Below are 12,221 nucleotides of genomic sequence, written 5' to 3' on the forward strand. Positions count from 1 at the left end.
GCGGGATCCCGTCGAACTCGCGAGCCGCATTCGCGAGGCCGGACCGTGCAGAGGTCAGAGGCCTTCGTGTTCGGCGTGCGGCGTGCTCGGCGTGCCCGGGGCCGACGGGCTCCCCTGAGTGGCCGCTGTTGGCGGCACCAACGGCGATGCCGCGGCGTCGGGCGGAGTTGCCACCGGCTCCGACTCCTTGCGGATCTGCAAGGCCGCAGGCCGGATCTGCCAGGCCATGCGCTGCGGCTCGCGCTCCGACAGCGACGCGGGCGCCGTGCCGAAGATGGCGAGCCAGCCCTGGGTCCATGCGAAGTACAGCACGTTGAGCGCCATCAGGCCGGCCAGCAGCAGGCGCGCCTGCTTCATGCCTGGGCCTCGCCCGCCGGCCGCACGCTGACCTCTGAACTGCTGACCGACTGCAAGCCCGCGGCCGTCCGCACCAGCAATTCACCACCCGGGCCCACGCCCTCGCAGGCGCCTGCCGTGCCGTCGCTCAGGCTGACCGCGCGCCCGCGCAGCGCGTCGCGCGCAGCGAAGTCCTGCGCGAAGGGCGCGAATCCCATTGCGGCAAAACGCAACACGCTGCGCAGCAGCGGCGCCGCGATGGCGGCCAGGGCCTGCGGCGCGCTCGCATCTGGGCGGAATTCCCGCAGCCAGGCGGGTGCCGTGGCCAGCCCCTCGGCCGGACGCGGGCCGATATTGATGCCGATGCCGATCACCATGAAGCGCTGCCCGTCGCCGCCCTGCGGCATGGCCGTCTCGATGAGGATGCCGCCGAGCTTGCGGTCCTGCACGGTCCACAGGTCGTTGGGCCATTTGAGGCGGAGCTGCGTGCCCTCCGGATCGAGACTGGCGGCCACGCTGGCGCCGACGGCCAGCGACAGGCCCGACCAGTCGGCCGGCGCCAGCGGAAGCCCCAGCGAAAAGGTCAGCGATTCATCGAGCGTGCCCGGCCCTGCTTCGGCCGCGCTCTGCCAGGGCCGTCCCAGGCGACCACGGCCCGCGGTCTGGCGCTCGGCCACCAGCAGCACCGGCGCCGCAACGCCCGAACGCGCGCGGCGCATGAGCTCCGTATTGGTCGAGTCGATCTCGGGCACCACCTCGACCGAAAGGCCTGCCACCAGCGCGCCGAGCGCGGTGCGCAGTTCGGTGACGGGCCAGGTGTTCGTCACGACTTGTCAGCCTTTTTCGCGGCCTTCTTGCCCGACTTGCCGGCCTTCTTTTCCTTCTTCGGCTTGTCCGCCTTGCCCGCGGCCTTGGCTTTCTTACTGGCCTTCTCCGCCTTCGCGGCCTTGCCTTCCTTGTCTGCCTTCTCCGTCTTCTTCTTTTTCTTCTTCTTGACCGGCTCCACCCTGGCGCCCTCATCCTCGTCCTTCGGCGACAGCAAGGTGCCGCGGCAGGTCTCGGCACCGCACCAGCACGGGTACTCGGCCAGCAACTCCGGCGTGTACTCCTCGTCGATGATCAGGCCGTAGTCGTAGTTGAGCTCCTCGCCGGCGGCGATGTCGCGCAGGGCCTTGATGAAGATGCGGCCGTCCTGTTCGTCGGCCTCGCAGTTGGGTGCGCAGGCATGGTTGATCCAGCGGGCGGCGTTGCCGTTCACCTTACCGTCGATCACATGCTTGTCGTCGATATGGAAGTAAAAGGTATGGTTCGGCTGCGCCGGATCATGCGGATGACGGCGCAGGGCCTCCTTCCAGCTGATCACCTCACCCTTGTATTCGACGATCGTCTCGCCTTCGGCGATGTCCTGCACGGCAAAAACACCGTTGCCGTGGACTTCGGAGCGGCGCGTCTGGATACGGCGACCTGGGTTCAAAGGGGATTTGGAAGGCATCGCCGAAGTCTGTTAGTTTGAATATGCACACGTATGCGTGCGCGCGCGTACACACGCGAGAAGCGGCAGATTGTAGATAGAGAGAAAAGATGACCAAGACTCTGGTGATTGCAGAAAAACCGTCGGTGGCGCAGGACATCGTTCGCGCGCTCACGCCTACGGCTGGCAAGTTCGACAAGCACGACGAGCATTTCGAGAACGAGCACTACGTCGTGACCAGCGCGGTGGGCCACCTGGTCGAGATCCAGGCGCCCGAGGAATTCGACGTCAAGCGCGGCAAGTGGAGCTTTGCCAACCTGCCGGTGATTCCGCCGCACTTCGATCTCAAGCCCGTCGACAAGACGAAGACGCGCCTCAACGCCGTCGTCAAGCAGGCCAAGCGCAAGGACGTGACGCAGCTCATCAACGCCTGCGACGCGGGCCGCGAGGGCGAGCTGATCTTCCGGCTGATCGAGCAGTACGCGGGCGGCAAGTCGTCCCTCGGCAAGCCGGTCAAGCGTCTGTGGCTGCAGTCGATGACGCCGCAGGCCATCCGCGAAGGCTTCGACTCGCTGCGCACCGAGAAGCAGATGCAGGGCCTGGCCGATGCCGCGCGTTCGCGCTCCGAGGCCGACTGGCTGGTGGGCATCAACGGCACGCGCGCCATGACCGCGTTCAACTCGCGCGACGGCGGCTTCTTCCTCACCACCGTCGGTCGCGTGCAGACGCCGACGCTGTCGGTGGTGGTGGAGCGCGAGGAGCAGATCCGCAAGTTCGTCTCGCGCGACTACTGGGAGATCCACGCGACCTTCGCGGCCGAAGCGGGCGTGTACCCTGGCAAGTGGTTCGACGCCAACTGGAAGAAAGCCAACGCGCCCTTGCTTGCCAATGGCGAACCGGATGCCGAGCAGCGCGCCGACCGCGTCTGGAGCGAACGAGAGGCGCGCGAGATCGCCGAGGCATCGCGTGGCAAGCCGGCCACCGTCACCGAGGAAAGCAAGCCCACGACATCGGCCTCGCCGATGCTGTTCGACCTGACCTCGCTGCAACGCGAGGCCAACAGCCGCTTCGGCTACAGCGCCAAGACGACGCTCGCATTGGCCCAAAGCCTCTACGAACGCCACAAGGCCCTGACCTACCCGCGGACCGATTCGCGCGCGCTGCCCGAGGACTACCTGCCCGTGGTGAAGAACACCATGGCAATGATCGCCAACAGCGGCATGAAGCATCTCGCCCCCTTCGCCAAGCAGGCGGTCGACGGCAACTACGTCAAGCCCAACAAGCGCATCTTCGACAACGCCAAGGTGTCGGATCACTTCGCCATCATCCCGACCTTGCAGGCGCCGAGCGGCCTCAGCGAAGCCGAGCAGCGCCTCTACGACTTCGTGGTGCGACGCTTCCTGTCGGTGTTCTTCCCGAGCGCGGAATACCAGGTCACCACGCGCATCAGCACGGTGGAAACCAACGGCAAGAAGTACCCGTTCCGCAGCGACGGCAAGGTGCTGGTCAAGCCGGGCTGGCTCGCCATCTACGGCAAGGAAGCCGTCTCCGACGACGACGAGAAGGACGGCAAGAACCTGGTGCCGGTGAAGCCGGGCGAGATCGTGAAGAACGAGACCGCCGACATGAAGGGCCTGAAGACGCGGCCGCCGGCACGCTACTCGGAAGCCACCCTGCTCGGCGCGATGGAAGGCGCCGGCAAGACCATCGACGACGACGAGTTGCGCGAGGCGATGCAGGAGAAGGGCCTCGGCACCCCGGCCACGCGCGCGGCCACCATTGAAGGCCTGATCGCCGAGAAGTACATGCTGCGCGAAGGCCGCGAGCTGATTCCGACCGCGAAGGCGTTCCAGCTCATGACGCTGCTGCGCGGTCTCGGCGTGGAAGAACTCTCGCGTGCCGAGCTCACCGGCGAATGGGAATTCAAGCTCGCGCAGATGGAACACGGCAAGCTCAGCCGCGACTCCTTCATGCGCGAGATCGCCAAGATGACGGAGCACATCGTCAAGAAGGCGAAGGAATACGACCGCGACACCGTCCCCGGCGACTACACGACGCTGCAGGCCCCCTGCCCCAACTGCGGCGGCGTCGTGAAAGAAAACTACCGCCGCTATGCCTGCACCGGCAAGAGCGGCACCGGCGAGGACGCCTGCGGCTTCTCCTTCGGCAAGTCGCCGGCCGGCCGCACCTTCGAGGTGGCCGAGGCCGAGGCGCTGCTGCGCGACCGGCACATCGGCCCGCTGGAAGGCTTCCGCTCCAAGGCGGGCTGGCCCTTCACCTCGGAGATCATCCTCAAGTTCGACGAAGAGGCCAGCAACTGGAAGCTGGAGTTCGACTTCGGCGACGACAAGAACGAGGAGAGCGGCGAGATCATCGACTTCAGCGGCCAATCCTCGCTGGGGCCGTGCCCGATCTGCGCGTCGAAGGTGTTCGAGTCCGGCAGCAACTACGTCTGCGAGAAATCGGTGCCGACCAACGAGCAGCCGACGCCAAGCTGCACCTTCAAGAGCGGCAAGATCATCCTGCAGCAACCCGTCGACCATGAGCAGGTCCACAAGCTGCTGACGACCGGCAAGACCGACCTGCTCGACAAGTTCGTGTCGATGCGCACGCGCCGCGCGTTCAAGGCCTTCCTGACCTGGAACAAGGAAGAGGGCAAGGTGACCTTCGAATTCGAGCCGCGCGCCAGCAAGTTCCCGCCGCGCAAGACCTTCGGCAAGGCCGCTGCGCCTGCGAAGACGGCGGCGGCGAAGAAGGCGCCTGCCGCGAAGAAGGCCGCTGCAAAGACCGCCGCGACCAAGAAGGCGGCCGCGCCCAAGGCCCCGCGCAAGACCGGCGCCGGCCTCAAGCCCAGCGCCGAACTGGCCGCAGTGATCGGCGCCGAACCGGTGGCTCGTACCGAAGTCATCAAGAAGCTCTGGGACTACATCAAGGCCAACGGCCTGCAGGATGCGACCAACAAGCGCGCGATCAACGCGGATTCCAAGCTCAAGCCGGTGTTCGGCAAGGACCAGGTGACGATGTTCGAACTGGCCGGCATCGTGGGCAAGCACCTCGCGAGCGACTGACGCCGACGCGCTCCATGCAAAAGGGCCCCGATCGCGAAGATCGGGGCCCTTTTCTTGTGGGTCGCTACGCCCCCGCTACCGCAGGAACTCGCGGATCACCGGCGCCACTTCGGTCGCCTTGTTCATGAGGAACAGGTGCCCGTCATCCACGATGTGCAGCGTGGCATTGCGCATCAGCGAGGCTTGCACGCGCGCATTGACCAGCGGCACCAGCGGATCGTCGCTGCCGGCCATTAACAAAGTCGGATGGTGGATGCGCCAAAGGAAGGGCAGGCTGCTCCAGCCGGCCATGGCCAGCAACTGGTAGCGATAGCCCTTGGGGTCGCCGCCGCGCGCATGGTCGGTGAACAGCTTGATCGCGTCCGGGTCCTTGCGCAGCAGGCCGCCGTAGATGTCCGGGGCGATACGCTTCATGTAGCCCTTTTCCAGGTAGCGCTTCGGATTGGCCATCTTCCAGAGCACGCTGGGCTTGCCGGGCAGCATGGTCGCGCCGCCCATGGTCGTGGCCGCGAGAATCAGCCGCCGCACGCGCGCCGGGAACTGGATGGTGAACTGCTGTGCCAGCCCGCCGCCCCAGGACACGCCCAGCACGTCGACCCGGTCGTAGCCCAGTTCGTCCAGCACCTTCGCCGCGAGGCTCGCCATCATGAAGAGCCGATACGGTCCCTTGGGCGGCGGCGACTTGCCGGCGCCGGGCACGTCGAAGATCACGGCCTCGGTGTCGCCGAGTTCGGCGATGAAGGGGTTGACCAGCTCCAGGTTGGCGCCGATGCCATTGAACAGCAGCAGCGGCGTGCCCGTGAGCGCACCGCCGACGCGCGCGCCGGGCCGGATGCCCACGCGAAGCAGCTGCTCGCCGATCGTCAGCGTGCCGATGTGCATCCCGGATTCGGGATCGAACTTGACGTCCTGCAGCCGGTCCTGGGGCGCGGTGACCGCGGTTCTGGTTTTTTTAGTAGCGGTTCCCATGAATGATGTAGCCCAATTCGCGAAGCGCAGCGGCGCGCAGAGGCGCATGACAGTGCCGCTCACTTTTGCATGACGTATTCGCCCGGCGCAGCAACGCCCGGCTTGTGTTTGGCGTTGCCGACCTTGGCAGGCGCGGCGACCTTGCGTCCGGAGCGCTCCTGCAGCCACTTCATCCAGTGCGGCCACCAGCTGCCATCGATGCGCGTGGCGCCAGCGGACCAAGCCTCCGGATCCGGGCCGCCGACCTTGCCCGTCAGGAAGAAGGATTTGGCCGCACCGGGCGGATTCAGCAGGCTCTGCAAGTGGCCGGCGTTGACCAGCGTGAAGGTGCTCTTGTCGCCGTAGATGCGGGCGGTCGGGTAGCAGGCCTTCCAGGGGGTGATGTGGTCCGTGATGCCGGCCACGATGTAGGCATCGACGTCGACCTTGCCCATGTCGATGGGCTCACCCAGCACCTTCAGCTTGTTGGCGTTGATGAAGGGGCTGTCCTGCATGATGTCCAGCAGGTCGGCATGGAAGCCGGCCGGCAGGCGGGTGGTGTCGGCATTCCAGTACAGGATGTCGAAGGCCGGGGGATCGTTGCCGAGCAGGTAGTTGTTGACCCAGTAGTTCCAGATCAGGTCGTTGGGACGCAGCCAGGCGAACACACGCGCCAGCGCCTCGCCGTCGACATAGCCGCGGGCCTTGGTCGAGGCCTTGATCGCGCCGACGCTCTCCGGCGTCATGAACAGGCCCATGCTGGTGTCCGAGACGTTCTCGGGGTCCAGCGTGCACACCGGGCTCACCAGGTTCACCACCTTGTTCTGCCCGGTGGCGGCGAGCCAGCCGACATAGGAAGCGACGGTCATGCCGCCGGAGCATGCGCCCCACAGCGTGATGTCGGGGCTGCCGGTGATCTCACGCGCGGCATCCACCGCCTCGTCGAGCGCCTTGACGTAGGTCGACATGTCCCAGTCGCGCTGCTCGGCGCTGGGGTTGAACCAGCTCACGCAGAAGATCTGCACGCCCTGCTCGACCACGAACTTGACCAGGCTCTTCTCGGGCGACAGGTCCATCGCGTAGAACTTGTTGACCTGCGGCGGGCAGATCACGAGCGGACGGCTGTAGACCTCGGCGGTCTGCGGCTTGTACTGGATCAGCTCCAGCACCTCGTTCTTGAAGACCACCTGGCCCGGCGTCAGGCACAGGTTCTTGCCGAGCTCGAACTTCGACTTGTCGACCGACGACGGCAGGCCGCCGTTGTCGCGCAGGTCGCCCCACAGGTTCTTCACGCCCTTGACAAGGCTCTTGCCGCGGGTCTCCTTGGCGCGCTTGACGGCAGCCGGGTTGATCAGCGAATTGCTGGGCGCGATCGCGTCGATGTAGATGGAGGCCACCAGCTGGGCACGCGCCTTGGCGCGCGGCTCCAGCTCGATGGAGTCGAGGTAGTTGTTGATGACGCTGCCCGTGGCCGCATGCGCCTGCAACAGGCGCTTGAGGAAGGCACTGTCGCGCCAGGCGGGATCGGCGAAGCGCTTGTCCTTGGGATAGGGCTCGCTGTCGGATTCGCCGGCAATGACCTTGCCCAGTTCCATCGCATAGGTCGACCAGTGCTGCGCGACCTTCATGGGTTGCTTGACGGCCGCGTCGAACAAGGCCTTGACGCCTTCACCCAAGTCCTCGAAGCGCAGGCCCATCAGGGGGTTGACCGCCAGGGTGTTGGCAGCTGCATCCTCGGCCAGGCCCTTGACCAGCTCGGCGGTTTCGGCGCCTTCGGCGGACGCGGCTGGCTGGGCCTTCTTCGCCGGCTTGGCGGCCTTGGCGGGAGCCGCCTTGGCTGGCACCGGCGCCTTCTTGACCGCCTTGGCCACGGCCTTGCCCGCTGGCTTGGCGGTCTTGGCAGGGGCCGACTTGGCGGATGCCGACTTGGCCGACGCCGTCTTGGCGGGCGTCGCCTTCTTGGCGGATGCGGACTTCTTGACCGGGGCGGTGGCCGAGGCCTTCGCACGCTTGGTCGCTGCCGCCTGCTTCTTCGGGGTTGTCTCTTCGCTCATCGAGTTCTCCGCGCTGTGCGCACCATTGTTTGCCTTCGTATCGGTCGGGTCGTTCATGCGATCCAGGCGGGACGGGCCGCGCCTTCGATCCCTACCGTGTTGACCATCGCGACCAGATGCCATCCCTCGCCCCTGGTCCACGACGGACGCCATTGTCGCGCGGGCACGCGCGTACGAAAGCAGCGGAAGTGCGCATTTCGAGAATACCGACCGGTCCGGGGACACTCATTGCCGAAATCCCACAGGCGGGATGTCGCCGCCCTGTGACGGCGGTGTCGCCAAGGTGTCAGCGAGGGGTTACCGGCGCAGCAGCGCCTGTCGCAGCAACCGCGCGGCGCGGTCGCGAATCTGCCCCGGCATGCGATGGCGCCAGCGCTGCGGCTGGCGCTTGGCGGCCGTGCAGGCATTGAGGAAGTCGTTGAGGATGGGCGTGTCGTCCACCGTGGTGATCACGCTGCCGCTGCCATGGAACTCCGGATGCCATTGGGTCGCGGCGATGTAGCCGTGGCCGCCGCGCGTCGTGGTGCGGCGAATGGCCTCGGGCACATGGTCCGGATAGCTCCAGGCCTCGATTTCGAAACCGGGCGCGAGGTCCTTGATGCCCTGGTGGTGGATGCTGTTGACACGCGTGTGCGTCACGCCGGGGTACATGCCGGCCAGGCGCGTGCCCTCGACCAGCACCAGGTCGTGGTAGTTCTTGTCGTAGCTCACCGGGTCGCGGTGCGTGAGCGCGCCGGCATGCTGGGTCTCGATGTCCTGGTAGAGCGTGCCGCCGAAGGCCACGTTGATGAGCTGCAGGCCGCGGCACACGCCGAAGATCGGCTTGCCGACCTGCTCGAAGGCCTCGACGAGCGCCAGGTCGTACAGGTCGCGGATGCGGTCGCCGATCCAGGCGTCCTTGAGCGGCGTCTCGCCGTAGCTGCCGGGCCACACGTCGGCGCCGCCATGCATCACGACGCCGTCGAGCCACTCGGCGTAATGCGAGAGCCGGGTGTCGCCGCGCGCCGTCTCGCCGGTCGGGCACGGCACCATGACCACCATCGCGCCGGCCGACATGAGCCAGTGCGCGATCGACTGCTCCACGTACTGCAGCGTCTTGTTGGTGAACAGCGAGCGCGTGGGATCCGCATGCTGGAAACAGGCGGAGAGGCCGATCTTGAGGCGGCCGGCAACGGTCTTGGGCATGGCGGGTCGATACCTGGCGGGGCAAGGAAGTTCATTGTGCCCACTCACTTCGGCGAGGGGTGATTCCGGGCCAGGCGCGTCCCCTGGATTCGCCATCCGCGCGACACTCAGTTCAATGAGCGAGCAACATTTATGCCCATCGGGCTATAATCGAGGGTTCGCTGACACGACGAAGCACTTTTCGTCATACCGCCGGTTGGCCCGCATCCCGGGCCTCTGACTTCCCTGAAGCCGGCCCACAACAGTGCGTTGGAGCGCCAGACCGGGCGCCCATGATTGCCACCACTGCCTTCTGTCTTGTAAAGCGAATTTCGCGCCTCGTCGGCCGACCTTTCGTCGGCAACCCCGCGCGCCGTTTTCAAACATTTTTAAGGGTGCGTCACGCAGAGCGTGGCCACCGGGCATTGCAATTCATGGATTTCATTCACACCACTGTCGCAGTGGGCAAGTACCTTGTCTCGCCGCTGATCCGGCACACCGACGACGGCGATTTCGCCGCCTCCGTCTCGATCCGTTCCGGCCAGGGCCGCGGCACGCATGACCGCGTGATGCGCTTCACCCCGCGCTTCGACAGCCATGCGCTGGCGCACTCCTATGCCACCGAACAAGGCCTGGGCTGGGTACGCGAACGCACCGGGTCGCGCGTTGTAGTGACGTGACACGGGATAAGCCTTTTTCAGGACAATTCACGATAATCACGCAGAGGTAAAACATACATGGCCAAGGAAGAACTGATTGAAATGAACGGCGCAGTCACCGAGGTGCTGCCCGATTCGCGTTATCGCGTCACGCTCGACAACGGGCACCAGCTCATCGCCTACAGCGGCGGCAAGATGCGCAAGCATCACATCCGCATCCTGGCGGGCGACAAGGTGTCGCTGGAGCTGTCGCCCTACGACCTGACCAAGGGCCGCATCACCTTCCGCCACCTCAATGGTCGCGGCCCGATGCCCCCTTCGACGCCGTCCACTCCCCGTCGCTGACGCCTGCTGCCGGCCTTCAGGCTGGCGCCCGTCGATCGGCCTCCGGGCTCCCGTTGCCATCCGCGGATGGCTCCTGCACACGCAGCACGGGCGCCGGGGGCCTTTTTCTTTGCCCGAAACATCCCCCTGGACGCGCCTTGACGCGCGGCGCCGGGGGCAAGGAACATGTTCTGGACAGTCCCGCGAGGGACGCGCGCCGCCGGCGCCTTCAGTGCCATCCTCACGGGCTTCATTTCCTGCAGCGTGCTGTTCCCCGCCATGACGCTGCGCCGGGCCAAGGTGGCGGCGTCCGCGCCATCCTGGCCCACACTTCGCTCCATCATGACGACTGACACCCAAGACTTCACCACGCTGCCGCTTTCCCCGCAGGCGCTGGCCAACCTCACACAACTCGGCTACACGCGCATGACGCCGATCCAGGCGGCCGCGCTGCCGCTGGCCTTGCTCGGCAAGGACCTGATCGCGCAGGCCAAGACCGGCAGCGGCAAGACCGCCGCCTTCGCGCTGGCCTTGCTGGCCAACCTGAACCCGCGCCGCTTCGCCGTGCAGGCGATGGTGCTGTGCCCGACGCGCGAACTCGCCGACCAGGTGACGACCGAGATCCGCCGCCTGGCGCGGGCCGAGGAGAACATCAAGGTGGTGACGCTGTGCGGCGGCGTCGCGCTGCGCGGGCAGACCGCCAGCCTGGAGCACGGCGCCCACGTCGTGGTCGGCACGCCGGGCCGCATCATGGACCACCTGGAGCGCGGCAACCTCGACCTGGAAGCGCTCAACACGCTGGTGCTCGACGAAGCCGATCGCATGCTGGACATGGGCTTCTTCGACGACATCGCCAAGGTCGCGCGGCAGTGCCCGGCCAACCGCCAGACGCTGCTGTTCTCGGCCACGTACCCCGAGGGCATCGCCAAGCTCAGCCAGCAGTTCATGAAGTCGCCGCAGCAGGTGACGGTGCAGGCCCAGCACGAGGCCGGCAAGATCCGCCAGCTCTGGTGGCAGGTGAAGGAGAGCGAGCGCTTGCATGCGGTGAGCCTGCTGCTGAACCACTACCAGCCCGAGAGCACGCTGGCCTTCTGCAACACCAAGCAGCAATGCCGCGACCTGGTCGAGGTGCTGCAGGCGCAGGGCTTCAGCGCGATGGCGCTGTTCGGCGAATTGGAGCAGCGCGAGCGCGACCAGGTGCTGGTGCAGTTCGCCAACCGCAGCTGCTCGGTGCTGGTGGCGACGGACGTGGCCTCGCGCGGGCTCGACATCGCGCAGCTCGAGGCGGTGATCAATGTCGACGTGACGCCGGACCCGGAGTTGCACATCCACCGCATCGGCCGCACCGGCCGCGGCGACGCCGAAGGCCTGGCGCTGAACCTGGCCAGCATGGACGAGATGGGCTACGTCGGGAAGATCGAGCAGTTGCAGGGGCGCGAGTCGGACTGGCAACAGCTCGCCAGCCTCACGCCCGCGGGCGGCGGCCCGCTGCAGCCGCCGATGGCCACGCTGCAGATCGTCGGTGGCCGCAAGGAGAAGATCCGCGCCGGCGACGTGCTGGGCGCGCTGACCGGCGAGGCTGGCTTTACGCGCGAGCAGGTCGGCAAGATCAACGTGAACGAGTTTTCGACCTATGTGGCGGTGGATCGCCGCATCGCGCAGCAGGCGCTGCAGAAGCTGTCGAACGGACGGGTCAAGGGCAAGAGCGTGAAGGTGCGGCTGCTCTGAAAGCGTGCGCTGGGGGCGGCTTAGAGCGTCCCCGCGATCGTGGTCGGGCCGAAGTCCATCGCGGCGGGTTGCGACATCCGGCCCTGGCGGCCAGAGGCCACGCCGGCGCGCTGTTCGAGTGCGGCAATGCCGGCCATCACGGCCAACCCGTAGCTGGGCATGGGGCGCTCCGCCCGATCCAACTGGGCGTCCTGCGCAGCGCGGATCCGCTGTTCTTCCAGCACCCAGTAAAACTGACCGGGAGCGGGTTCTTCCACGATCAACGCAATGCCATTCGAGACCAAGATAATTCTTTCAAAATGCAAACTGTAGGCACTGTTTGTAAGCGAAGGTTGCGTTGTCGCCCGTGCACAAAGTCACGACCGCACGCGACCAGCGTGCCGGTGGCAAATGTTTGTGCGATATCACCGGAATATGGGAGCGAGATCGCCACGCGACGCACCGAGCGGGAACTTCGCCTTTGCAACAT

The 12,221-nt window shown here is 66.3% G+C and carries 11 protein-coding genes; 4 read left to right on the forward strand and 7 right to left on the reverse strand.

What is annotated here, in order from left to right:
- Positions 1-54 precede the first annotated feature (54 nt).
- Genes WKW79_RS27735 through WKW79_RS27745 form a run of 3 tightly spaced genes read right to left on the reverse strand, consistent with a single transcriptional unit; the run spans position 55 to position 1,828 of the window.
- A complete protein-coding gene (locus WKW79_RS27735; protein WP_340338452.1) occupies positions 55-357 on the reverse strand; it encodes a hypothetical protein in 303 nt (100 codons plus the stop codon).
- Positions 354-1,163, reverse strand: a complete 810-nt coding sequence (locus WKW79_RS27740) for a biotin--[acetyl-CoA-carboxylase] ligase (protein ID WP_340338453.1) — start codon at positions 1,161-1,163, stop codon at positions 354-356. Before WKW79_RS27740 ends, WKW79_RS27735 begins: the two co-directional genes overlap by 4 nt.
- Positions 1,160-1,828 (reverse strand): SET domain-containing protein, encoded by a 669-nt coding sequence (locus WKW79_RS27745; protein ID WP_340338454.1) that lies wholly within the window; start codon positions 1,826-1,828, stop codon positions 1,160-1,162. Before WKW79_RS27745 ends, WKW79_RS27740 begins: the two co-directional genes overlap by 4 nt.
- Positions 1,829-1,917: 89 nt before the next feature.
- Between WKW79_RS27745 and WKW79_RS27750 the strand changes: the two genes are divergently transcribed.
- A complete protein-coding gene (locus WKW79_RS27750) occupies positions 1,918-4,875 on the forward strand; it encodes a DNA topoisomerase III (RefSeq protein WP_340338455.1) in 2,958 nt (985 codons plus the stop codon).
- A 75-nt stretch (positions 4,876-4,950) separates the two neighbouring features.
- Here WKW79_RS27750 and phaZ read toward each other — a convergent pair whose 3' ends face one another.
- The 3 genes from phaZ to WKW79_RS27765 all read right to left on the reverse strand — a co-directional run bounded on the left by phaZ (position 4,951) and on the right by WKW79_RS27765 (position 9,062).
- Positions 4,951-5,844: a poly(3-hydroxyalkanoate) depolymerase gene (gene phaZ / locus WKW79_RS27755; protein ID WP_340338456.1), complete on the reverse strand. Its 894-nt coding sequence runs from the start codon at positions 5,842-5,844 to the stop codon at positions 4,951-4,953.
- 59 nt (positions 5,845-5,903) lie between these two features.
- Entirely contained in the window at positions 5,904-7,877 is a 1,974-nt protein-coding gene (locus WKW79_RS27760) for an alpha/beta fold hydrolase (RefSeq protein ID WP_340338457.1), read from the reverse strand.
- Positions 7,878-8,174: 297 nt separating this feature from the next.
- Positions 8,175-9,062, reverse strand: coding sequence for a gamma-glutamyl-gamma-aminobutyrate hydrolase family protein (locus tag WKW79_RS27765; RefSeq protein WP_340338458.1), 888 nt, complete (start codon positions 9,060-9,062; stop codon positions 8,175-8,177).
- A 413-nt stretch (positions 9,063-9,475) separates the two neighbouring features.
- Between WKW79_RS27765 and WKW79_RS27770 the strand changes: the two genes are divergently transcribed.
- The 3 genes from WKW79_RS27770 to dbpA all read left to right on the forward strand — a co-directional run bounded on the left by WKW79_RS27770 (position 9,476) and on the right by dbpA (position 11,752).
- Complete coding sequence (locus WKW79_RS27770; RefSeq protein WP_340338488.1) at positions 9,476-9,721, forward strand: hypothetical protein; 246 nt, start codon at positions 9,476-9,478, stop codon at positions 9,719-9,721.
- A 57-nt stretch (positions 9,722-9,778) separates the two neighbouring features.
- Positions 9,779-10,045, forward strand: a complete 267-nt coding sequence (gene infA / locus WKW79_RS27775) for a translation initiation factor IF-1 (protein WP_340338459.1) — start codon at positions 9,779-9,781, stop codon at positions 10,043-10,045.
- Positions 10,046-10,366: 321 nt separating this feature from the next.
- Complete coding sequence (dbpA, locus tag WKW79_RS27780) at positions 10,367-11,752, forward strand: ATP-dependent RNA helicase DbpA (protein ID WP_340338489.1); 1,386 nt, start codon at positions 10,367-10,369, stop codon at positions 11,750-11,752.
- A 20-nt stretch (positions 11,753-11,772) separates the two neighbouring features.
- On the opposite strand, the gene WKW79_RS27785 is transcribed toward dbpA, so the two are convergent.
- Positions 11,773-12,036, reverse strand: a complete 264-nt coding sequence (locus WKW79_RS27785) for a hypothetical protein (protein ID WP_340338460.1) — start codon at positions 12,034-12,036, stop codon at positions 11,773-11,775.
- Positions 12,037-12,221: the final 185 nt, after the last annotated feature.

This window comes from Variovorax robiniae, from assembly GCF_037889955.1.
Taxonomy (GTDB): domain Bacteria; phylum Pseudomonadota; class Gammaproteobacteria; order Burkholderiales; family Burkholderiaceae_C; genus Variovorax; species Variovorax robiniae.